The organism is Novosphingobium sp. ERW19 (assembly GCF_012641315.1).
Classification (GTDB): Bacteria; Pseudomonadota; Alphaproteobacteria; order Sphingomonadales; family Sphingomonadaceae; genus Novosphingobium.
This window is the reverse complement of the sequence record NZ_JABAIC010000010.1, coordinates 43,812-66,603: the sequence shown is the minus strand read 5'-3', so window position 1 is coordinate 66,603 and position 22,792 is coordinate 43,812. Positions and strand designations below refer to the sequence as shown.

21 protein-coding genes are annotated in these 22,792 nt (G+C 63.4%); 12 read left to right on the top strand and 9 right to left on the bottom strand.

Translation table 11 applies throughout. From position 1 onward, the window contains the following. Positions 1-73: 73 nt before the first annotated feature. The 3 genes from HGI46_RS17550 to ppa all read left to right on the top strand — a co-directional run bounded on the left by HGI46_RS17550 (position 74) and on the right by ppa (position 3,309). Positions 74-2,032 (top strand): M61 family metallopeptidase, encoded by a 1,959-nt coding sequence (locus HGI46_RS17550; RefSeq protein WP_168905285.1) that lies wholly within the window; start codon positions 74-76, stop codon positions 2,030-2,032. A gap of 4 nt (positions 2,033-2,036) precedes the next feature. Then, positions 2,037-2,687 carry a DUF1345 domain-containing protein gene (locus HGI46_RS17545; protein ID WP_118072970.1) on the top strand — a complete coding sequence of 217 codons (651 nt, stop codon included), beginning with the start codon at positions 2,037-2,039 and terminating at the stop codon, positions 2,685-2,687. An 85-nt stretch (positions 2,688-2,772) separates the two neighbouring features. Further along, entirely contained in the window at positions 2,773-3,309 is a 537-nt protein-coding gene (ppa, locus tag HGI46_RS17540) for an inorganic diphosphatase (protein ID WP_118072969.1), read from the top strand. Positions 3,310-3,370: 61 nt separating this feature from the next. Here ppa and HGI46_RS17535 read toward each other — a convergent pair whose 3' ends face one another. Both HGI46_RS17535 and HGI46_RS17530 read right to left on the bottom strand, forming a co-directional pair. Beyond that, the gene (locus tag HGI46_RS17535) at positions 3,371-4,717 is read right to left on the bottom strand and encodes a TldD/PmbA family protein (protein WP_118072968.1); all 1,347 of its coding nucleotides are present in this window, start codon (positions 4,715-4,717) and stop codon (positions 3,371-3,373) included. A gap of 89 nt (positions 4,718-4,806) precedes the next feature. After that, positions 4,807-5,172, bottom strand: a complete 366-nt coding sequence (locus tag HGI46_RS17530) for a hypothetical protein (protein WP_168905284.1) — start codon at positions 5,170-5,172, stop codon at positions 4,807-4,809. Positions 5,173-5,400: 228 nt separating this feature from the next. Here HGI46_RS17530 and lptB point away from each other — a divergent pair, with 228 nt between their 5' ends. Continuing rightward, positions 5,401-6,177: an LPS export ABC transporter ATP-binding protein gene (gene lptB / locus HGI46_RS17525; RefSeq protein ID WP_118072966.1), complete on the top strand. Its 777-nt coding sequence runs from the start codon at positions 5,401-5,403 to the stop codon at positions 6,175-6,177. 43 nt (positions 6,178-6,220) lie between these two features. Further along, on the top strand, positions 6,221-7,708 hold the full coding sequence (gene rpoN, locus HGI46_RS17520) for an RNA polymerase factor sigma-54 (RefSeq protein ID WP_168905283.1): 1,488 nt from the start codon (positions 6,221-6,223) through the stop codon (positions 7,706-7,708). Between the two features lie 14 nt (positions 7,709-7,722). Here rpoN and HGI46_RS17515 read toward each other — a convergent pair whose 3' ends face one another. The 4 genes from HGI46_RS17515 to HGI46_RS17500 are packed head-to-tail and all read right to left on the bottom strand — an operon-like array spanning position 7,723 to position 13,963. Then, entirely contained in the window at positions 7,723-8,574 is an 852-nt protein-coding gene (locus HGI46_RS17515) for a phosphodiesterase (RefSeq protein ID WP_168905282.1), read from the bottom strand. A gap of 20 nt (positions 8,575-8,594) precedes the next feature. Beyond that, positions 8,595-10,478 (bottom strand): cytochrome c3 family protein, encoded by a 1,884-nt coding sequence (locus HGI46_RS17510; protein WP_168905281.1) that lies wholly within the window; start codon positions 10,476-10,478, stop codon positions 8,595-8,597. Between the two features lie 7 nt (positions 10,479-10,485). Beyond that, positions 10,486-11,382 carry a hypothetical protein gene (locus HGI46_RS17505; protein ID WP_118072963.1) on the bottom strand — a complete coding sequence of 299 codons (897 nt, stop codon included), beginning with the start codon at positions 11,380-11,382 and terminating at the stop codon, positions 10,486-10,488. A gap of 4 nt (positions 11,383-11,386) precedes the next feature. After that, a complete protein-coding gene (locus tag HGI46_RS17500; RefSeq protein WP_168905280.1) occupies positions 11,387-13,963 on the bottom strand; it encodes a cyclic nucleotide-binding domain-containing protein in 2,577 nt (858 codons plus the stop codon). 239 nt (positions 13,964-14,202) lie between these two features. On the opposite strand from HGI46_RS17500, the gene HGI46_RS17495 reads away from it, so the two are divergent. The 3 genes from HGI46_RS17495 (at position 14,203) to HGI46_RS17485 (ending at position 16,577) form a co-directional block, all read left to right on the top strand. Then, positions 14,203-15,213 carry a tetratricopeptide repeat protein gene (locus HGI46_RS17495; RefSeq protein ID WP_168905279.1) on the top strand — a complete coding sequence of 337 codons (1,011 nt, stop codon included), beginning with the start codon at positions 14,203-14,205 and terminating at the stop codon, positions 15,211-15,213. A 307-nt stretch (positions 15,214-15,520) separates the two neighbouring features. After that, positions 15,521-16,222 (top strand): response regulator transcription factor, encoded by a 702-nt coding sequence (locus tag HGI46_RS17490; protein WP_011443965.1) that lies wholly within the window; start codon positions 15,521-15,523, stop codon positions 16,220-16,222. Positions 16,223-16,370: 148 nt separating this feature from the next. After that, positions 16,371-16,577 carry a DUF2945 domain-containing protein gene (locus tag HGI46_RS17485; RefSeq protein ID WP_118074628.1) on the top strand — a complete coding sequence of 69 codons (207 nt, stop codon included), beginning with the start codon at positions 16,371-16,373 and terminating at the stop codon, positions 16,575-16,577. A gap of 17 nt (positions 16,578-16,594) precedes the next feature. Here HGI46_RS17485 and HGI46_RS17480 read toward each other — a convergent pair whose 3' ends face one another. After that, complete coding sequence (locus HGI46_RS17480) at positions 16,595-17,413, bottom strand: helix-turn-helix transcriptional regulator (RefSeq protein ID WP_118072960.1); 819 nt, start codon at positions 17,411-17,413, stop codon at positions 16,595-16,597. A gap of 111 nt (positions 17,414-17,524) precedes the next feature. Between HGI46_RS17480 and HGI46_RS17475 the strand changes: the two genes are divergently transcribed. The 3 genes from HGI46_RS17475 (at position 17,525) to HGI46_RS17465 (ending at position 19,788) form a co-directional block, all read left to right on the top strand. Further along, positions 17,525-18,244, top strand: coding sequence for a tRNA (guanine(46)-N(7))-methyltransferase TrmB (locus HGI46_RS17475; RefSeq protein ID WP_118072959.1), 720 nt, complete (start codon positions 17,525-17,527; stop codon positions 18,242-18,244). Between the two features lie 121 nt (positions 18,245-18,365). After that, complete coding sequence (locus tag HGI46_RS17470; protein WP_168905278.1) at positions 18,366-19,133, top strand: sulfite exporter TauE/SafE family protein; 768 nt, start codon at positions 18,366-18,368, stop codon at positions 19,131-19,133. A gap of 127 nt (positions 19,134-19,260) precedes the next feature. Then, a complete protein-coding gene (locus tag HGI46_RS17465) occupies positions 19,261-19,788 on the top strand; it encodes a hypothetical protein (RefSeq protein WP_118072958.1) in 528 nt (175 codons plus the stop codon). Here the strand turns inward: HGI46_RS17465 and nadB are convergent. Then, positions 19,785-21,377 carry an L-aspartate oxidase gene (gene nadB / locus HGI46_RS17460; RefSeq protein ID WP_168905348.1) on the bottom strand — a complete coding sequence of 531 codons (1,593 nt, stop codon included), beginning with the start codon at positions 21,375-21,377 and terminating at the stop codon, positions 19,785-19,787. The two genes, HGI46_RS17465 and nadB, sit on opposite strands and share 4 nt — an antisense overlap. 242 nt (positions 21,378-21,619) lie before the next feature. On the opposite strand from nadB, the gene HGI46_RS21935 reads away from it, so the two are divergent. Beyond that, positions 21,620-21,763 carry a hypothetical protein gene (locus HGI46_RS21935; RefSeq protein WP_162895939.1) on the top strand — a complete coding sequence of 48 codons (144 nt, stop codon included), beginning with the start codon at positions 21,620-21,622 and terminating at the stop codon, positions 21,761-21,763. 18 nt (positions 21,764-21,781) lie between these two features. On the opposite strand, the gene HGI46_RS17455 is transcribed toward HGI46_RS21935, so the two are convergent. After that, complete coding sequence (locus HGI46_RS17455) at positions 21,782-22,741, bottom strand: ABC transporter ATP-binding protein (RefSeq protein WP_168905277.1); 960 nt, start codon at positions 22,739-22,741, stop codon at positions 21,782-21,784. Positions 22,742-22,792 lie beyond the last annotated feature (51 nt).

Here is a 22,792-nt window from a genome sequence, read left to right as displayed (position 1 = left end):
AACGGGAAGGCCTGCGAAAAAGGCGCTGCGTAATGGTTGCGGATGCGACTTCTTCGGGCCATGAACGTGTGCCATGAAGACAAAGCTCGCGGTCGCCCCGCTCCTCCTCGCCCTTTCCGTGTCAACTCAGGCGCTTGCCGCCAACTCCGCGCCGATGGCGGTGCCGATCCAGCAGACCGTGCCGGACGCGCAGGACATCGCCTATCCAGGCGTCATGACGCTCGATATCGACGCGACCGACGTGGCGCGCGGCGATTACAAGGTGACGCAGACGATCCCGGTCGCCTCGGGTGCCAAGGAACTGATCCTGCTCTACCCGCAGTGGCTGCCCGGCAACCATGGACCGCGCGGGCCGCTTTCCGAACTCGTCGGCGTGCAGTTCTTCGTCGATGGCAAGCCGGTGGAATGGAAGCGTGACCGGGTCGAGGTCTATGCCTTCCACGTGATGCTGCCCGCAGGCGCAAAGGAAGTCGTCGCCAAGCTGATCCACACCTCGCCGCTGCAGAGCGCCGAAGGGCGCATCACGATGACGCCGGAAATGCTCAACCTGCAGTGGGAAAAGATGAGCCTCTATCCTGCGGGCCACTACGTCCGCCGCATCCGCGTGAAGCCGACCGTCACGCTGCCGCAGGGCTGGACGCCCGCCACTGCGCTCGACGGCATGAGCATGGCCGGCAACCGCGTGACCTGGGCCGAGACCGACTACGAAACGCTGGTCGATTCGCCGATCTTCGCCGGCAAGTATTTCAGGAAGTGGGACCTTGGGCAGAACGTCACGCTCAACGTCGTCGCCGACAAGGCGGAACAGCTCGAAGCCAAGCCCGAGCATATCGCCGCCCACAGCGCGCTGGTGCAAGAAGCGAAGCTGGCGTTCGGCGCCAACCACTTCGATCACTACGATTTCCTGCTCGCCCTGTCGGACAAGATCGGGGGAATCGGCCTTGAGCATCATCGTTCGAGCGAGAACCAGCTTGAGCCGGAGGCCTTTACCCAGTGGGACAAGCAGGAGTGGGACCGCAACCTGCTTCCGCATGAATATGCGCACTCATGGTCGGGCAAGTTCCGCCGCCCGGCGCGCCTGTGGACGCCCGATTATCGCCAGCCGATGCAGGGCGACCTGCTGTGGACCTACGAAGGCCAGGACCAGTTCTGGGGCGCAGTCCTCGCCGCGCGTTCGGGCATGCAGGGCAAGGACACCGTGCTGGGCATGCTGGCGGCATGGGCGGGTGGCTTCACGCAGCAACCGGGCCGCGACTGGCGCTCGGTCGAGGATACAGGCTTCGATCCGGTCTTCGCCTCGCGCAAGCCGAAGCCCTATTCCTCGCTCGCCCGCAACGAGGACTACTACACCGAAGGCGCGCTGGTCTGGCTCGAGATCGACCAGATCCTGCGTGAAGGCACCGGCGGCAAGAAGTCGATCGACGATTTCGCCAAGGCCTTCTTCGGCATGAACCCGGGCGACTACGGCCAGATCCCGTTCGAGGTGGACGAGATCGTGACCAAGCTCAACGCGCTCTACCCCTATGACTGGGCCAAGCTGATCGACACCCGCATCAACCAGCCGGGCCAGCCCGCGCCGCTGAACGGCATCGAAAAGGGCGGCTACAAGCTGGTCTGGAAGGAAGAGCCCAATCCCTACATGAAGGCCGCGATGGACTTCGGCAAGGGCCTGAGCCTTGCCAACTCGGTCGGCATCTCGCTCGACAAGGATGGCAAGGTCACCGGCACCCGCTGGGACAGCCCGGCCTTCAACGCCGGCATCGTCACGGGCACGCAGATCATGGCAATCAATGGCACGGCCTACAGCGCCGATGACATGAAGAAGGCGATCACCGCGGCCAAGGGCGAAAAGGGCGCGCCACTGGAACTGCTGGTCAAGCGCGGCAGCCGGTTCGAGACGATCAAGCTCGATTACAAGGACGGCCTGCGTTACCCGTGGCTCGAGCGTGTTGCCCCGGGCAAGGCGCCGACCGGGCTCGATCTGCTGCTGACGCCGAAGCGTCCGGGCGCGGCTGCGGCGAAGAAGAAGTAAGCCTGTGAAACGTGGCGGCGTCACGCTGGGGAACCGGCTGGCGCCGCCGCGCTTCGTCCTGTTTCTCGTGCTGCTACTGGCCGCTTTCTTCGGCTACTGGCAAATCCCTGGCGCAAACCGGACCGCCGATGCCGCAGCATTGAGCTTCGACCTGGCAGCGGCTGTCTTCCTGCTTTCCCTGCTACCGCTGTTGCGGGACAGCGACGTGACGCAAATGCGCGCCCATGCAGCCGCGAACGACGCCAATCGCGTGCTGGTGCTGGCGATCACCACGATCGTGACCATGGTCGTCCTTGCCGCAATTTCCGGCGAGCTGCCCGGTGCCTCGGGCGGCGACAGGGTGGCGATGGTCAAACTGGTCGGCACGCTGCTGCTGACCTGGCTGTTCGCCAACTCGGTCTATGCCCTGCACTACGCACACTTGTTCTACACCAGCCGCGATGGCAAGGATGCCGGCGGGATCGACTTTCCGGGCACGAAAACGCCCGACTATCTGGACTTTGCCTACTTCAGCTTCACGCTGGGCATGACCTTCCAGACATCGGACACCGAGATCACCAGCAAGACGGTGCGCCGCATCGCCACCCTGCATTCCTTCGCGGCGTTCGTGTTCAACATCGGCGTGATTGCGTTCACGATAAACGCCCTCGGCTAAGCGTTACTCCATAAGTCTTGTTGCGGTGCAAAAGCGGCTTCGCTAGGGGCGGCGCATCCTCTCCACCCAACGAACAGGGCCAAAGATGCGCATCGACATGATTCCCACCGGTGACAATCCGCCGGAAAGCCTCAACGTCATCATCGAGGTTCCGGTCGGCGGCGAGCCGGTCAAGTACGAATTCGACAAGGCATCGGGCGCGCTGTTCGTTGACCGTATCCTGCACACGCCGATGCGCTACCCCGCCAACTACGGCTTCGTGCCGCACACCCTCTCACCCGACGGTGACCCGCTCGACGCGCTGGTGATCGCGCGCTCGCCCTTTCTTGCAGGCTCGGTCGTCCGCGCCCGTCCCATCGCCGTGCTCAACCTTGAGGACGAACACGGCGGAGACGAGAAGCTGGTCTGCGTGCCGGTCGATTCGACCTTCCCGTACTATTCGGACGTGAAGGAACGCGACGATCTACCGGAAATCGTGATGCAGCAGATCGAACACTTCTTCACCCACTACAAGGACCTGGAAAAGGACAAGTGGGTGCGCGTTGGCACCTGGGGCGGCGCTGACGACGCCAGGCGCATCACGATCGAAGCGATCGAACGCGCAAAGTCAGCCAAGGGCTGAACTTTCGCCTCTGCGAATGAATGAGGGCGCGGGGTCGGCGGACCTTGCGCCCTCTTTCGTTTCAATCGCCCGCAACGCTCATGCCGTCGACCCGCAGGGTGGGCGTATCGATACCGCGATAGACGTCGAGATCGTTCGCCGCAGTCAATGCCGCGAACATGTCGATGAGGCTTCCCGCCACGGTGAATTCCGCAATCGGTCCGGCCAGCTCACCGTTCACGATGCGGAAGCCGGAAGCCCCGCGGCTGTAGTCGCCGGTCACGCCGTTGACGCCCTGCCCGATCAGTTCGGTGACATAGACGCCATCGGCGATGTCGGCCATCAGCTGGGCAGGCGTAATGGTGCCGGCTTCGAGCACGACATTGCTGGACGTCACGTGTGGCGCACCCGAAGATCCACGCGAGGCATGGCCGGTCGGCATTGCCCCCAGCTGGCGCGCGGCGGCCGAATCCATGAGCCAGCCGGTCAACTGCCCGGCATCGATCAGCTTGCGCGGCGCGGTTGGCAGCCCTTCTCCGTCAAACGGGCGCGAGCGCATGCCGCGTAGCGCCAGCGGATTGTCGGAGATGGTGATTGCACTGTCGAACAGCTTCTGGCCGTCGCGATCGAGCAGGAAGCTGGCGCGACGGGCAATCGAGGCCCCGCTCATCGCTCCCAGCAGGTGGCCGACCAGAGTATTGGCGACGCGCGGGTCGAACACGACCGGCATCGGGCCGGATTTGACCCGTCCCGGGTTCAGGCGACGTACGGCTCGCTCGCCGGCTTCGCGGCCGATCTCGGCAGGGCCTTTGAGGTCAGCGGCATGGCGGGTGCTGCGCCAGGAGTAATCGCGCTGCATGTTGCCGCCCTCGCCCGCGACGACGCTTGCCGAGATGCTGTGGCTGGATGCAGCGTAGGCACCGGAGAAGCCGTGGCTGGTGGCGAGCGCGAACAGCCCTCGCCCAGCGCTGGCCCCGCCGCCCTCGCTGTTGGTCACGCCGGGGATGGCACGGGCGGCTTCTTCGGCTTCCTCCGCCAGACGGCGAAGGTCTGCCGGGCTGCGCTCGGTCCCGTCATCAAGATCGAGGTCGGGCGCAAGGCCCTGGAGCAGCAGCTCTTCGGGGGCGAGCCCTGCGAACTTGTCGGCCGGGGCGAGCCGGGCCATGGCAACGGCGCGGCTGGCGAGCTCATCGAGCGCAGTGTCGCCAAGATCGGTCGAGCCGATCGAAGCAGATGCCCCCCCGACAAAGACGCGCAGGCCGATGTTCTCGGATTCGGACCGCTCGACGTCCTCGAGCGCACCAAGCCGCACCGAGACCGATTCAGAAGCGTTGCCGAGATAGACTGCATCGCCTGCATCGGCCCCCGCACGGCGCGCGCGCGCGATCAGCGCTTCGCAGCGCTCCTGGGCTTCGGCGGGTGACAGCATGAACAGACCTTTTCGCAAGCGGGAAGGCTGCGGGGTCTAGCGCCCTCAACGGGCGGGGGCAATCGATAGGTCAGGAAGCCGGCTTCGGTTCAGAAGACTGCGGCGAGCGCCTTGAAGATGCCGGTAATCAGGAAGGGCAACAGCGCCGCAAGCGCCCAGACCTTGACCTGGTCCCGCTTGAAAGCGGCGGCAAAGGCCATGTCATGTGCCTGTTCGTCGCTCAGATGTTCCCAGCGACGCTCAAAATGACGGAATAGCGGAATGATGGCCGCAACCAGCACGACCAGCACGAAGACCGGGAGGATCGAGGCGCTCTGGTCCTGCAGCTCGTGCATGGTCACGAAGATCTGCAACGCCGTGTAGACCAGCAGCCCATAGGCGACGTTGTTGCTCATCTTCTTGCGCCAGTCGACCGCTGCGGACTTTGCCGCCTGCGAATGGAGGGCCTTGTTCATGGCTCCGATCCTTGTGCTACCCTGCTCCGAAAGCAGTAGATCATGCGGCACGCGAACCTGCAAGATCAATTCCAATTCGGAGTGTTTCGCCCAAGGACAAGTCGCTCATTCACGTTTGGCAAAGCAGGGCCATGCATAAATCCTGCCAAATCCGCGGCGCGGGGTTTGCCGCGTCGCGATGTGGCGTTATTGGAAGGGCCAAGCGCCTGAAACTGCAGAGCTGAAGCGATGACCGTGATCGAAAAGACTGCCGCCCCTGCGAATGCTGCCCCGCCGATCCCGCAGGGCGGGCTCGAAGTCGTGTCGATCGCCAAGTCCTATGATAAGCGTGCGGTTCTCACCGACATCTCCCTGTCCGTGGGCAAAGGCGAGGTGCTGGGCCTGCTGGGGCCGAACGGCGCGGGAAAGACGACGTGCTTCTACTCGATCATGGGCCTGGTACGCCCCGATTCGGGCCGCATCCTGCTTGATGGCGTCGATATCACAAAGCTGCCGATGTACCGGCGCTCGATCCTCGGCCTCGGGTATCTGCCGCAGGAAACCTCGATCTTCCGCGGCATGACGGTCGAGCAGAACATTTCAACCGTGCTCGAACTGATCGAGCCGGACAAGGCTACCCGCGAAGCCGAGCTTGAACGCCTGCTCGACGAATTCGGCCTGACGCGGCTGCGCTCCAGCCCGGCCATGGCGCTTTCGGGCGGCGAACGCAGGCGCTGCGAGATTGCCCGCGCTCTGGCGGCGCGCCCGTCGATCATCCTGCTCGACGAGCCCTTTGCCGGGATCGACCCGCTTTCGATCAGCGACATCCGCCATCTGGTGAAGGACCTCAAAGGGCGCGGCATCGGCGTGCTGATCACCGACCACAACGTGCGCGAAACACTCGATATCGTCGATCGCGCCTGCATCATCTATGGCGGGCAGGTCCTGTTTGCCGGCAGCCCCGAAGCGCTGGTTGCCGATGCCAACGTCCGCAGGCTCTATCTTGGCGAAGGCTTCACCCTGTGAGGCAGGGCGGCAACTGATGCTGGACTCGGGGGGAGTCTGAAGGATGGCTCTCGGGCCTCGGTTGGACATCCGGCAGACCCAGTCGCTGGTGATGACGCCGCAACTCCAGCAGGCGATCAAGCTGCTGGCGTTGTCGAACCTCGAGGTGGAAACCTTCATCGGCGAGGCGCTCGAAGCCAATCCTCTGCTGGAAATCGGTGAAGCTTCTCAGTCCGAGCCCATGGAGGTCCTGCCCGAGGAACTGCGGCGGACACATCTCGAATCCTCGCCTGTCGACCAGCTGGTTTCCGAAGGTCGGGTGGAGGAAGATCGACCGCTCGACATCGATGTCTCCGCGCTGGACCGCGACCGTGATACCGGCGATGCGGGCGCATTCGAGCTTTCCGCCTCGCGCGACCTTGCCGCAGGCGGCGAAGGCCCGGATATCGACGAGCATGGCCGCTTCGAGCAGACGCTGGCCGAGCATCTCCACGCCCAGATCGGCGCAAGCACTTCGGACCCGCAGATGCTGTTCGTCGCCCGCTGGCTGATCGATCAGCTGGACGAGGCAGGCTATATCGGCATTCCGCTCGGCGAGATTGCCGACGCACTCGGGCTATCGCTTGTCGTCGTCGAACGCGCATTGGCGCTGGTCCAGACGCTCGACCCCACTGGCGTCGGCGCGCGCAATCTTGCCGAATGCATCGCGCTGCAGGCGAAGGAGGCCGATCGCTACGATCCCTGCATGGCCCGGCTGATAGACAACCTGGACCTCGTCGCGCGCGGGGAAATCGCGCGGCTCAAGCGGCTGTGCCAGGTCGATGACGAAGATTTCGCCGACATGCTGGCCGAGTTGCGCAGCTACGATCCCCGTCCCGGCCTGCGCTTTGGTGGTGGTGCTGCAGAAGCTGTCGTGCCCGACATCCTGGTACGCGCCACAAGGGACGGGTGGAACATCGCGCTCAACCAGGCGACTTTACCGCGCCTGGTCGTCAACCGCAGCTACTATGTCGAAATGCGCGGCGCCTGTATCAGCAAGGACGCCAAGGCCTGGCTGGGCGACAAGCTGGCCGATGCCAACTGGCTGCTGAAGGCGCTCGACCAGCGGCAGAAGACGATTCTCAAGGTGGCATCTGAACTGGTGAAGCAACAGGACGGCTTCTTCCGGCACGGCGTGGCGCACTTGCGCCCGCTCACGCTCAAGACCGTGGCCGAAGCGATCTCGATGCATGAATCGACCGTCAGCCGGGTCACCTCGAACAAGTACCTGCATTGCGAGCGGGGCACGTTCGAGCTGAAGTATTTCTTCACATCCGGCGTGGGCTCGTCGGACGGCGAAGGCGCTTCTGCCGAAGCGGTCAAGGCCGCGATTCGGCAACTGATCGATGCCGAAGACCCCAAGGCGATCCTTTCGGACGATGCCCTTGTCGATCTCTTGAAAGCCAAGGGCTTCGACCTCGCCCGGCGCACGGTGGCGAAGTATCGCGAGGCAATCGGGCTCGGCAGTTCGGTACAACGGCGGCGCCAGAAGGCGCTGGCGGCGGTCCGCTAGAGCACTTTAGGCGCTCAAGCGCCGGGACGCTCGGCCAGCATGTGCTGGATCATGCCCTGCAAGTTGGCATCGTACCTTGCAAGAACCTGATGGTCCTCTGCCGTGTCCCAGTGCGTCACGAGTTCACGGCCGTTGAACCAGTGCAGCGCGTAACCCGGCGGGTCGGCAATGATCAGGTTCCGCTCGTCAGGGCGGTCCGGGTCGATCGGCCGCAGATCCAGCGCGACTTGCGGCGCCGTCGACGGGCAGGTGGCGACAACCGTGCCTTCCCACGCTGTGCTTATGGCGCGATGGATATGGCCACAGACCACGCCGACGATGTTGCTTCTGCCGCGCAAACATGCAGCCAGCCGTTCGACCCATGGTTCGGCCGGATCGGTGTTCATCCACGGAATGCCGACCTCTACCGGAGGATGGTGCTGGACGATCAGCGTGCGCACATCCGGCGCTTCGTCGAGCCGCGCCCTGAGCCAATCGGCCCGAGCCTCGCAGAAGGCGCCGCCGTGGCGACCTTCCTCGAGCGTATCGAGTACGATCAGGCGCAGCGGGCCGGTTTCGACGACATACTGCAGAAAGCCCCCGTCGAAGGCGATCTCGGGAAAAACCTCGCGGAAAGTGGCACGTTCGTCATGGTTGCCGAGCGCATAGTGCACCGGGAACGGCAGGCCTGAAAAAGCCTCGCGCAGGCGCTCGTAGCTGGCCCTATCGCCGCGGTCGATCAGGTCACCGGTCGCCAGCAGCAAATCCGGGCGCGGCTGCATCGCAGCCAGTTCCCCCAGCACGCGGTCAAGCCGCTGCCGGTTGAATTCACCGGGCGAATCAGGTTCGAACCCGAGGTGAATATCGGTGACCTGCGCGATCAGCATCGTCCCCCCGTCCCGGCGCTTTATCGCAGCTTGACCGGGAAACGGGGCCTTTCAGCCACGGCCACGGTTTGCGCCACGTCCTTCTTCCGGTCCTTCTTGGGCGCCCAGGGAGCGCCCGCGTCCATGTGGTAGGAGTGGCACATCGCGCAGGAGGAATCGACCGGGTCTTTCACGGATACGGATGCAAGCTTTGCCCCCTCACCGCCGACATGGCAGGAACGGCAGCCGCCCTTGCCGTCAATGCCGGGCACCAGCAGGTCGCTCGCCTTGTTCGAAGTGGCGGCATTGACGTGGCAATCGGCGCAATCGCTCTTGTTGTGCGGCTTATGATCGAACCAGCCCTTGTGGTAATAGCGATCGTTCTGTGCGACCGGCTGCACGGTGAATCCCGCGCTGGCCATCGATCCACCCCGGCCCACGGTATGGCAATCGTAGCACATTCCGCCATTTGAGAAGACTTGCGCCACCGCCTGTTCGGCGCGCGTCGGGTAGAACCTCACCGCGCGGGCATAGTCGGCCGCAGTGGAACGCAACGCGGCGTCACCCGGCACGCGGCGAGCGAGGCCCGACAGGTTCGCCGGACGCGCCGGAGCGCCGCCACGATAGAATGCGCGCAGATCGGCAACCACCAGTTCAGGCTCGCCATGGCGCAAGGTGCGGAAGGTGCCACCGACCTGGTCGAAGCTCAGCGAATGGCAGGACTGGCAGGAATCTTCCATCACTACCGGTTTGAAGCGAGTGCCGGTGGCATCGGCCTTGTGGCAATCCTTGCACTGCAGGGCATCGCCGGCGGCAAAGCGCCCGGGCATGCGGCGGACCATCTGGGCAATGCCGTTGGTCTTGGACAGATGCTGGCCATGGGTGAACTTGAGGCCGTTGTTCTCGGTCAACCCCGGCGTCCAGCTGGCGCGCTGGAACAGGGGCTTCTTGCCGTTCATGCCGCTGATGATCATCGGCTTGAACTGGGGATGGGCCGTTCCGAAATCGGCGGCATCGGCGATCTTCGTGTCTGGCAAGCGATCCTTCATACCGTTGTGGCAGTCCGCGCAGAATTTCTGCTGAGTGGCTGGCATAGCACCCGCCCCCTCATGCTCGGTGTGACAATCTACACACCTGCCCGCCGGGCGATTGAAGGCACTGGCCACCGCACGCTGGAGTGCGGCCATGCCGGTCGGCTCGCCGCGCGCCTTGAGCAGCCGCCCCTTGTCCGCGATGTGATCGTGCGCGTCCTTGGTGTGGCACGTCAGGCAGGCGTTGTCGGTCACCGCGACAAAAGCCTGCGTGTGGCAGGCCTGGCAATCGCCACCCAGATTCTTGTGGGCAAGGCTCAACGGCCCCGAGGACCATGTCTGGTCGGCATGGAAGCCGTCAGGCCGGCGCGCCTTCTCCTGCAGCGCCAGCGGCTTGTAGGTCATGTAGCTGTAGATCGGGAAGGCGAGGAACGATACCAGCACGAGTATGGCAAAGGTCCACGCCGACATCCGCTTGCCGGGCAGCAGGCCCTTGAGCGTGTAGACGGTGGTGATGTCCTTGTCCTCGGCCGAATCCGATACGGCCTCGACACGGCGGACAGTGAAGGTTTCGGCGCCGCTTTCGGCATCGACCGCAACCGAGATGCGATGTCCGCCGAAAGTCAGCTCTGCTCCCGCCACCGGATCGAGCGGGCTTTGCGTCGTGCTGCGGCCGTTGACCTCGAACGGCTGCGCGCCAATCGAGGCAATGACGAGGCTGCCGTCCGCAGCGCGAGTGACTTGCGCATGGCGTGGGTCGACGGCGAGGTCGGGCAGGTGGATATCACATGCGGCATCACGCCCGATGGTCAAGACATCGCCTTCGACCGTGGACGGCCGGACGATCTCCTCGCCACTGGACTTGAGCGCGATCTGGCGGACTAGGAAGCTCATCTCTTGCTCACCAGTAGAAGAAGACGCTGACGATATGGGCGGAAAGCGCCGCGATCAGCGCAAATGTCACGGGCACGTGAACATAGAGCCATGCCTGCAACCATGATTTGAGCTTCAAGTGCCGTCGCATTCTGCCCAGCATCGCCTCCTTGCGCGTGAGCAGGGCATCGACCTTGTCGAGCGGATCATTGGCAATGCGCGGGCGATAGGCCCGCAGTCGGCGCAGTTCCGCTGCTGTGCTCCGCGTCGCGCATCTGGGGTATTTGCCGGTGATGCGGTTCCAGAAGCTGCCAGCGAAGGGATCTTCATCGAGGCTCTTACCCACCAGCGTCGCCGTTTCAGGGTCGAGCGGCTGCGCAGCATCGTGGATCTGGCGATCAAGCGAACGCAGCGCTTCGATCATCTGCTTTTCGGTGATCGCACCTTCTTCATCATAGCGGTTGGCTGACAGCGCCTGCGGCATCGTGGCATAAACCCAGATGCCGAAGATCCCCGAACCTATGACGATCAGCATCAGCGCCCAGGCCAGCGTATGCACGTTCCAGCCAAGGTGGAAACCCGAATGCAACGTACCGATCACGGTCAGGCACAGGCCGAGGTAGACATGCGCCGAAGTCCAGCCCTTCAGGCTCCAGCGGCCCGGCGTGATCGCGCGCTTGCGCATGCCTAGCATGGTCAGCCACAGGATCAGCAGCGCACCGATCGTGCCGAGCGTGTAGCCCAGCCAGCTCGAACCGAAGTGCGTGCCCGGCAGCGGCACGAAGATGTAAAGCGCGATCAGCGCAATCGCCAGCACGGCCGAAAGCTTGCCCCAGAACAGGTTCCGGTGGGTCAGGAACCCTTCGTGCGTGGAAGTGCGCTGGCGGGTAGCGCCGGTACGCTTGCGTGGTGCAACGGATGCCATCGGCTCAGACCCCCTCGTTCTCGAGCCGCGCGACGGTCAGGAACTCGTCGGGCGATACGCGGATGGCAGCGCCGGTCGGGCAGGCGCGGACGCAGCTCGGGCCGCCTTCGATCCCGGCACACATGTCGCACTTGATCGCCTTCTTGCGGTCGAGCAGCTCGTCGACCGCCGGGTCGCCGGTGTACTTCGTGTTCTTCTTCGACCACTTGTAGGGCGGCTCGCCCGGCCCCGGCCCGGACCCGAAGAACAGCCAAGACAGCAGCGACGGCTTCTTCGGCGGCACCTTGTCCATGCGGATCACGCCATAGGGGCAGTTGCGCTGGCAGTTGCCGCAGCCGATGCAGGTATCGTTGATGAAAACTTCGCCATCGGGGCCGCGATGAATCGCATTGGGCGGGCAATCGGCCATGCAGTGCGGGTGCTCGCAGTGGCGGCACGATGTCGGCACGTGGAGGTGCGCGAAGCTCTTGCCGGCCTCGCGGTCCAGCCGCGAGAGGCCGTCATGGCTGTCAGCGCAGGCCTTCTCGCAGTTGTCGCAGCCGACGCAGAGGCGTTCGTCGATCAGCAGGACGTCCGTCGCCTCGCCCAGGCCCTGAGACACGAGGAACTTGGCCTGCTCCGAATAGAGATCGACCACGCCCGAGAAGCTGTCCTTCTTCGATTCGATGAAGGCATTGGTCTTGCGGCGGACCTCCATGTCCTTGCGCGCGCGATCGAGCAGGGCGGGCTTGGCAGCCAGCACGCGGCCAAATGCCTCGCCATCGATTCTGATGACTTCACTCTTGATCGCGGCGCGGACAGTGGCCGTGCGCCGTCCACCATCGATCAGCGCCATTTCGCCGACGTAAGAACCTGCCGGCAGGTATGAAAGGAACACCGGCTTGCCGCCGACTTCCTTCTCCACCACCATCGAGCCGACGCGGATGACATAGATGTCCTTGTCCTCGTCGCCTTCCTTGATGATCGCATTGCCCGCGCGGACGGCCATGATCTTCGAGGTTTCGACGACTTCGGCAATATCGGCGCTGGTCAGTCCCGAACCGAACATCTGGAGGATCTGGCGTTCGGTCGAGATGCGCTCGATCGCGCGCTTGGCAGTCGGCACCTGGCTCTGCAGCTTGAGCGCCGCGTTGCGGCTGATCTCGACACAGATGGTGTCTTCGGCCGCCACGATCGTGGCACCACGCTTGCGGCCGGAAATCAGGCCCACTTCGCCAAAGATCGTGCCTGCCGGGATCGCCACGACCTTCGATGGGTCATTGGCATCGAGCCGGACGTGGACCGAGCCCGAGGCGATGGCGAAAAGCGAGGACCCGGGGTCGTTCTTCTCGAAGATCGTATCGCCCTTGGCGTAAGCGCGCGCGGCCGAGTCGAGCATGAATTCGCGCAGCTGCAGCGTGGTCATGCCATCAAGGATGGAAACGTTGGTCCGCAGGAATTCCAGCCAGTCGTTTACCGAGCGGTTGCCCGGCAGCCCTGCGAACTTGGCCTCGAGCAGCGGCTCGTCGGCGGGTTTCAGGCCGGTGTTGCCGTTGATGAACTCGACGACATCGTAGCCCTGGTTCATGCAGTGCTTGATCAGGGGGTAGCCTGCCAGCGCGCCGATCACGAAAATGCCGGGCGCAGTCGATTCGAACTGCGGCGACAGCGTCGGAAAGGCGAGCCTGTCGGCGCTGGCGAACTCGATCCCACAGCCTTCGACGAAGGCGCGCGGCGGGGCCGAGCCGATGCGGGCGATGATCCGGTCGCAACGGATGCGCTCCTCGCCATCGCGGGTGGACAGGGTGATCCAGCCGGGCTCGATCGACTTCGTCTCGGTCTCGTAGCGGATCGTCAGCTTGCCGGCCGCATCGTCCTCGACCAGGGCCTTGGCGTTGGGCTCCTTGGCGGTGGCGAAGCTTTCGCGGACGTTTGTCGATTTCGGGCTGCGGTTGAGCACGGTGACGACGTTGCCCTGCGCCGGATCTTCCACCAGACCGCGCGCGTTCTCGATCCCGGCATCGCCGGTGCCGACCACGACGATGTGCTGGTCGAGCACGGCGTAAGGATCGTCGAGCTGGTAGGTCACATGCGGCAGATCGCCACCCGGGCAGCGCATCAGGTTCGGGTTGCCCTGCGTGCCGATGGCAAGGACCACGGTCTCGGCCATGACCGTCTCGCCGTTGGTCAGCTCAATGGCATAGGGCGGTGCGAAGCGCTGGAGTTCGGTCGTCGTGGTCGATCCGTCTCGCGCTCTCGTCACGATCTTCTGGACCGAGCCGGGGATCGGCGCACCGGTTCCCTTGATGGACTTCACCTCGGCATTGTACTTCACGTTCACGCCGAGTTCGGCGGTGCGGCGGTTCCACTTGTCGAGGATGTCTTCCTTCTTGCCCGCATCGAACTCCTGATCCGACCGCAGGATCAGCTGCGACGGCGTGGCCATCACATGCTTGCCCTTCTGGTACTTGTAGATCGTGTCCGAAAGGTGATCGGTCTTTTCAAGCAGCACGTGGCTCATGCCGAGCTGCGCCGCACGGCCGGCAGCACTCATGCCCGCCGGGCCCGAGCCGATGATCGCAACCTTGAAAACCTCGCCCACCGGTATGCGTCCCCCGCATCGCGAACGGACGGCGCTGTTCCCGCACCTGCCTGTTCAAAAAACCGATTTGCGACCCCTGTCGGACGACATTAGCCGATGCGCCGCGCATTGCCACCCGCAATTTGCGCATCGGGCACGAGACGCGGCCTGTGCGCCGGTGACGCTTGCAAGCAACCCTCCCGGCACGATATGCGCCTCATGACTCGGACGCCAAGGATGGTGCCCGACAGGAGTGAGCGATGACCGACCCCCAGCCCGCCAGTGACCCGCGCGAGCCTGCACCGCGTGATCCGGCGCAAGGGACGTCGCGCATGGGCCGCTATGCCCTGATCGCTGCAGGACTGATCGCGCTGGGCGCTGGCGGTGTTGCCATGCTCCGCGGCCCGGATACGCCGCCGCCTCCGGCGGTGCCGCCGCCCGCCGAACCGAGCCAGCAGCCTTCGGTCGAGGACGTGATCGCCAAGCTCGAGGCGAAGCTGGCGGAGAAACCGGACGATGCCGAAGGCTGGCGCATGCTGGGCTGGTCCTATTTCCAGACCGAGCGCTATGCCGAAGCTGCCACCGCGCTGAAGAAGGCGACAAAGCTCGATCCTGATCATGCCGAAACCTGGTCGTTCCTTGGCGAGGCACTTGTGCTTGCCAGCAAGGAAGAGGGTCGGATGCCCCGTGACGCCAAGGCCGCGTTCGACAAGGCGATCAAGCTTGATCCCAAGGACGCCCGTGCCCGCTATTTCCAAGCAGTAGCGATGGACCTGTCCGGTCGGCACCGGCAGGCCATCAACGCCTGGTTTGACCTGCTCGAGGATACGCCTGCCGACGCTCCCTATGCCGAGGACATCCGCGAGGTGATCCGCAATGTCGGCGAGAAGCACAAGATCGATGTCGAGAAGCGCCTGGCCGAAGCAAAGTTTGCCGCACCCGCCAATGGCGTGATTACCGATGGCCCGCACAAGGCCGCTGCGGGCATTCCCGGCCCCACCAGCGAGCAGATGAAAGCCGCCGAGGGCATGCCCAAGGGTCAGCAGGAAGCAATGATTCGCGGCATGGTCGATGGGCTGGAGGCGAAACTTCAGGCCAACCCGGGCGATGTCGACCGCTGGATCATGCTGTTGCGCAGCCGCATGCAACTGGGCGAACCGCGCAAGGCGGCAGAGGCGTTGCAGAAGGGGCTGGCCGCCTTCCGCAACGACAGTGCCAGCTCACGAAAATTGCGCGAAGCTGCGTCAAGCCTTGGTGTAGCCGGCGCCTGATTCGCACCTGCAAACGGTTCGATTCGGTGCGAGCAAGCCAGCAGCATTAACCTTGCAACATCACTTCCCGGACCAGTGATTCATTCCGGGACACCGCGAAATCCGGGCTTTTGCGTGCCAGAACGAGTCAGTCCTGCGCCGAATTGAATCACTTTTCCGCGACTTGGCGGTTAACCCGCGCGAAACCGCTTCGTCGCTTTACAACAAATTAACCTTTCATGTTCATTCCTCCTATGGTTAATGGCGGGCAACCCGAATTGAAGGCGGGTTAATTGCCACAGGGACATGGCAATAGAGGGGCGGTTCAATGCGCGTACTGCTGATCGAGGACGAACCTACAACAGCCAAGGCGATCGAGCTCATGCTCACGACCGAGGGCTTCAACGTCTACTCAACCGATCTCGGGGAAGAAGGTCTCGATCTCGGCAAGCTGTATGATTACGACATCATCCTGCTCGACCTCAACCTGCCGGACATGCACGGCTATGACGTGCTCAAGAAGCTGCGCGTCGCCAAGGTGCAGACACCGGTCCTGATCCTGTCGGGCATTTCGGAGATGGACAGCAAGGTCCGCTCGTTCGGCTTCGGTGCCGACGACTACGTGACCAAGCCCTTCCACCGCGAAGAACTGATCGCCCGCATCCACGCGGTCGTGCGCCGCTCCAAGGGGCATTCGCAATCGGTCATCCGCACCGGCAAGCTATCGGTCAATCTCGATGCCAAGACGGTCGAGGTCGATGGCGCCCGCGTGCACCTGACCGGCAAGGAATACGCGATGCTCGAGCTGCTTTCGCTGCGCAAGGGCACCACGCTGACCAAGGAAATGTTCCTCAACCACCTTTATGGTGGGATGGACGAACCCGAACTCAAGATCATCGACGTGTTCATCTGCAAGCTGCGCAAGAAGCTGGCCCATGCCTGCGGTGGCGAGAACTACATCGAAACCGTCTGGGGCCGCGGCTACGTGCTGCGCGATCCTGACGACATGAGCGCCATCGAAGCAGCCTGACCGCGCGCCTGCCATAGCCATCCCTGAAACGGCCCGCCGGAAACGGCGGGCCGTTTTGCATTCAATGCCTGCACTTGCGGGCAAGCAGCGGAACCGCCGCGCGCCTCACCCGCTCCCTAATGCGAAATGCAAAAAGGACGAGCATGACATGGCGAAGGCACTGAAAGCAGGCGACAAGGTTTCGTGGAAGAGCCACGGCGGCGAAGCCCATGGCAAGGTGGTGCGCAAGCTGGAAAAGCCCACCTCCATCAAAGGCCACAAGGTCGCCGCCTCGAAGGACAATCCGGAGTTTCTGGTCGAAACCAAGGGGGGCAAGCGCGCGGCGCACAAGCCGGGGGCGCTCAGCCGCGACTGAGGCCGAGGGACCGGCCGTCAGCCGACGCGGTTGAAGTACGTCGTTTCCATCTCGGGCATGCTCTTGTCAGCCCAGACAATCGTCTCGGTCATCGACTTGCCATCCTTGGCAATCGTGTAGACCCGTGTGGCGACCTGCCTGCCATTCTTGCCCAGTGTCATGACCAGCGTGTTCGGCGCCGGCTGACGCAGCGTCGCGACATCGTAGATCGGGATGTTGCCAGAGATCGGTACCGCCACGCCATCGAGCTTCGCGGTTGAGCTTGCAGTCATCTGGCTGCCGTCGGGCGAGACGATTTCGACCCGCGTGGTCCATTGCTGATCGGGCGAGACATCAAACGCGATCGTGACGCTGCGGGGCCGCTCGTTGGCGGGAATGCGCGCGGTGTCGAGCGACCACTTGCCGACGAGCGGCGAGGCAGCGGCAGCGGACGAATATGCAGCCGGTGCCTGTGCGGCTTGTTGCGAGCCGGGGGAAGCCAGCATGAGACCGGCGGCAAGGGGTATGAGAGTGAGCATGGCGATCTTTCCTTTCGGCCAGAGACGCACCGCATCTGCGGGCTGTTCATCAGCGTCTTCCGGGACGCCGGATACGGATAGATCAGTTTTTCTGGACCAATTTTCCTGTCCCGCCACCAGCCGCGCCAGTTCGCGACTGCTGCCGATCCCGGTCTTGCGCCGGGCATCGCGCAAGCGTTCGTTGATCGAGGCCTCGCTGCGGTCAAGTGCCGTCGCGATCGACTTTATCGTGTGCCCTGCGGTGAGCAGGCGGAGGACTTCCAACTCCTTGTCGGTCAGTTCGGCGATCGCAGGGCAGCCATGATCGGTGGCGGACATGGCCTTTGCTCACCACAGCAGTCGCGCACCGTCCATCCAATTTTCTTGTACTTGGACGCAGGAAGCCGATGATATTGACCCCTGCGGGCCGCCCTGCCAAACGCCGCCGCCATGACAGCCTACAAACCCGGCGATCCGACGACGATCAACCGCCTCTATGGCCGCGCCAAGGGCAAGCCCTTGCGGCAAGGCCAGCAGGCGCTGGTCGACGAACTGCTGCCGCAGATCGCGATGCCTGCCGAAGGGCCGATCACTGCCGAAGCTTTGTTCGGCGAACCGCGCCCCTTGCACTTCGAAATCGGCTTTGGCGGGGGCGAGCACATGGCGTTCCGCGCCGACATGCTGCCCGACCATGGTTTCATCGGGGCAGAGCCCTTCTTGAACGGCGTGGCACAGGCCCTCACCCACGTGTCTGGCGACAACGGTGCGCATCCGCCCATTCCGAATGTGCGCATTCATCATGGCGATGCCCTGGAAGTGCTTCGCCGCATTCCGGACGGGTCACTCTCGTTCCTTTACCTTCTGCACCCCGATCCCTGGCCGAAGGCGCGCCACGCCAAGCGCCGGATGATGAATGACGGCCCGGTCGACATGTTTGCAACAAAGCTCAAACCCGGCGGCGAATTCCGCTTCGGCACGGACCATGCGGTCTACCTGCGCCATGCCCTGATGGTGATGCGCCGTCACAAGCATCAGTTCGAATGGCTGGCGCGCGAAGCAAAGGACTTTCAGGTCCGCCCCGGCGGCTGGCCAGAAACCCGTTATGAGCACAAGGCGCGGACGGTGTACGGCCATGAGGTGTGGTATTTCCGCTACCGGAAACGCAGCTAACGCTTCGTCGCAAAAAACTCTCCCTTTAAGGTAGAGTATAAATTCTTCTATTTTGGTAGAGATTGATCCGGGCTAGCTGATCCTCCCGGCCGACAACGGCAGGACAGGGGGACCGAATCGCATGGACTTTATCGCAGGCATCGACTTTGCCGCGTTGCTGCCATTCATTGCCGTTGGCTTCGCCGCGCAAATGGTCGACGGCGCGCTAGGCATGGCGTTCGGCGTGATTTCGAACACGCTGATGGTCGGCGTGCTTGGCATTCCCCCCGCCCTGGCTTCTCAGCGCGTGCACATTGTCGAATGCTTCACCACTGCCACCTCGGGCATCAGCCACCTCCTGCACGGAAACGTGGACAAGAAGCTGTTCTTCCGCCTGCTTCTGCCCGGGATGGCCGGTGGCATACTCGGGGCCTATGTCCTGTCATCGATCGATGCATCGCTGGTGAAGCCGTGGGTGCTCCTCTACCTTTCGGCGATCGGCATCTACCTGCTGGTGCGGGGCATTCTCTATCCGCCCAAGATCAAGGAAGCCGGATGGGTTGCACCACTTGGCCTGGTAGGCGGCTTCCTCGATGCTGCAGGCGGTGGCGGATGGGGTCCCGTCGTAACGTCCAACCTGCTGATCCAGGGCGCCGATCCGCGCAAAGTGGTCGGTACGGTCAATACCGTCGAATTCTTCCTGACGCTGACAGTGTCTGCCACGTTCATCTGGCACCTCGGCGTGGCCGATGTTGCTGGCGCGACGCTCGGGTTCCTCATCGGAGGTCTTGCAGCGGCACCGTTCGGCGCCTGGGCGGCCAAGCACATTCCGGCCAAGACGATGCTGATCATGGTTGGCACCGTCCTCACCCTCACCAGCCTCTACGGCGCGTACAAGGCCTTTTCCTGAGGCGTCGCGGGCTTTCTCAATTGATGTGAGGGCCCGCCCCTGCCTGAAGATCACTGCGCATTAACCATGATGTGCAATAAGACTCGGACGGGTCGAGTGCGACTCCGTGGCTGGAGGGCAGGTCTTCATGGCGAACTTGGGCGCAAGTGGCATAACCATTGCCGAGATGAGAGAGTTTGCCAGCTTCACCGCTGCTGAACAGCGCTATATCCGCCGCAGCCTCGACGTCGCGCGCGGTCGTCAGGAAACCGTTCGCCGCTGGGGCCGCACCGCCAACGAGGCCGCTTCGATCCAGGAGCAGGCGGATCTCTATCGCGAGTTGCCGCTGCTGCACCAGATGCTCCCTCATGTCGACGGGATCGATGCGCTCGAGCCTTTCATGGGCCCGCTAGTGCGGTTGACGGCCTTCGACCTGGCGCAAGACAGGATCACCGGCTTCTCGGCCTATCGCTTTCTCTATGAGCGACTGCTTGGCGCCGCTGCCCGTCCCTGGCTGCCGGGGGCGTTCTGCGGAGCGGCAGCCTTGCCGGTCATTCGACCGGACCGCCGTCGCGCTCTGCTGCAATCGATCAGCGAAGCCGCCGCAACGGCGCACGGCTGGTCGCTGCGCGAACCGGTATTCTACCCGGAATTCGTCGAAGCCGAAGCCGCCTAGGGCACCAGCACGGTATCGCGCGCAACGGCGTCCGTCTGGGGATAATCCAGGGTGTAGTGCAGGCCCCGGCTTTCATGCCTTGCCCGGGCCGAGCGGACGATAAGTTCCGCGCTTTGCAACAGGTTGCGCAACTCGATCAGGTCAGTCGTCACGCGGAAGTGGCCGTAGTAGTCGTTGACCTCACCACTCAGCATCTGGATGCGATGGGCCGCGCGTTCGAGCCGCTTGTTGGTCCGCACGATGCCGACATAGTTCCACATGAACCGGCGGATCTCGGTCCAGTTCTGCTTGATCACCACTTCCTCGTCAGAGTCGGTGACCCGGCTTTCATCCCATGCGCGCACTTCGGGAGGCGCGGCAAAGCTGTCCCTCTGGCGCAGGATATCGCGCGCAGCGGCATCGCCGAACACAAAGCATTCGAGCAGCGAGTTCGACGCGAGGCGATTTGCGCCGTGCAGGCCGCTTTCCGTACACTCGCCCGCAGCGTAGAGGCCGGGGAGATCCGTCCGTCCTGCAAGGTCGATGAGAATACCGCCGCAAGTGTAGTGCTGCGCCGGCACGACCGGGATGGGACTGGTGGTCATGTCGATGCCCAAGCCCATCAACTTGTCGTAGATATTGGGAAAGTGTTCGCGGACGAAATCGGCCGGCATGTGGCTGATATCGAGGTGGACATAATCGAGGCCGAATTTCTTGATCTCGGCATCGATCGCGCGGGCCACGACATCGCGGGGCGCAAGCTCGAGCCGTTCGGCGTCATAGAACTCCATGAAGCGCTTGCCGGTACGCGGGTTGATCAGGCGCCCGCCCTCGCCACGCACCGCCTCGGTTATGAGGAAGTTCTTGACCTCAAGGTTGTAGAGGCAAGTGGGATGAAACTGCATCATTTCCATGTTGGAAACGCGTGCCCCCGCGCGCCACGCCATGGCGATGCCATCGCCGGTGGCTCCGCGTGGAGCCGTGCTGAACTGGTAGACGCGGCCCGCTCCGCCAGTGGCCAGGATCGTCGCGCTGGCCGTGTGCGCCTCGACCTTGCCGCTGGCTTCATCAAGCGCATAGACGCCCCAAACCCTGCCGGAGCCTGAATAACGGGCGGCTTCGTGCCGCCCGGTTATCAGGTCGATGCAGGTCCGCCCCGGCAGCAGCGTGATGTTTGCATGCGCCCGCGCGGCATCGAGCAAGGCCTTCTGCACGGCGGCGCCAGTGGCGTCATCCACATGGACGATGCGGCGATGGGAATGTCCTCCCTCGCGGGTCAGGTGCAAGGCGCCTTGTGCCGCGTTGAAAGGCACACCGAGTTCCACAAGGCGCCGGATAGCAGCAGGCGCATTCTCCACGACGAACTCGACCGTCTCGCGACGGTTGAGACCGGCCCCTGCGATCATCGTGTCGCGAATGTGATCCTCGAAGGTATCGCCTTCATCGAGAACCGCTGCGATGCCGCCCTGCGCCCAGTTCGTTGACCCGCCGTCCAGTGGACCTTTCGCCAGCACCAGCACGCGGCAAGTCTCGGCGAGGACCAGGGCGGCCGTCAATCCTGCCGCACCTGAACCGACCACCAGCACATCGTGAATGGTCTGGCCTGGCACACCGTCGTTTGCTGCTGCGTCGCCGCTCAAGCGGATAACTCCCAATCTTGCCTTTGGTCTTGCCGTAACGGTTCATGTCACCATGCGAAAGTGCGCCTAGCGCTGGATCCGGCCAAGTGTAACCAGCTTTTAATACCATTAACCACCTTGGCCACTTGCTTCGCAGGTGCAGCATGATAGGTATTTATGCGTAAAACCCTCACACAGATTGACCGCTCATGCTTGAGACCAGGCTCCTTTGCATGCTCAATCGCCATCGCCCCAAACGCTCTGCCGTGGAATGGAACGGCCGGACGTTCGTCGGCACTTGCCGGAACTGCAATGCACCGATCCGCCGACTGGAGCGCGGTGGTTGGCGCGCCGTCAAGAATGGCGCAGCAACCTAGCCCCGGCGCTTCAGCGCATCAGGCAGTTTCTTTTGGCATGCTGGTCAAGCTGACGAACACGTCCTCCAGATCCGCTTCCCGCGTCGAAACGTCGACGATCGCATACCCCTGCCCCTGCACAAGAGACATGACTTCGCCGGCGGTCGTGCGATCCTTGTCGTAACTGATCTCGACCTGACGCTCGCCAGACAGGTGGCTCTTGAGGAACGCGGGATGTTGCGGCGCAGCATCGAGCTCACGATCCAGCGTAAGCAGGACAATCTTTTCCCGCGCCATGTCAACAAGCTCGCGCGTCGGCTTGTTGGCGATCAGCTTGCCGTGATTGATGATCGCAATGCGATCGCAAAGCTCTTCGGCTTCCTCGAGATAATGGGTTGTCAGCACAACTGTCACGCCATCGCGATTGAGTTCGCCGACCAGTTCCCACAGCTGCCGCCGGAGTTCGACGTCGACGCCTGCTGTAGGCTCATCAAGCACCAGCACCGGCGGCGCGTGCACCATTGCCTTGGCGATCAGCAGGCGACGCTTCATGCCGCCTGACAGCGAGCGGGCATAGGCATCGGCCTTGTCGGCGAGATGCACCGCGCGCAGCAGCTCCATCGTGCGCCGCATCGTCTTCGGCACGCCATAGAGGCCGGCCTGGTTGTCGAGCACTTCGGCCGGCGTGAAGAACGGGTCAAACACGATTTCCTGCGGCACGATCCCGATCGAAGCCTTGGCATTGCGCACATCGTGATCGATGTCATGTCCCCAGATCTCGACGCTGCCCGAGGTCTTCATGACCAGCCCGGCCAGCGTGTTGATCAGTGTCGACTTGCCCGCACCGTTTGGCCCGAGGAGACCGAAAATCTGCCCTTGCGGCACATCGAAGCTGACGCCATCAAGTGCCAGCTTGCCCGGCGCCTTGCCCGTCGGCGCATAGCGCTTGACCAGATCGCGAATTCGGATTGCGGGAGGATTTTCGTTGGTGCTTGCCATGGCCGCTGCCTGCACCAGTGCCAGCGAAAACGCAATTGTCTGAAGCCCGCC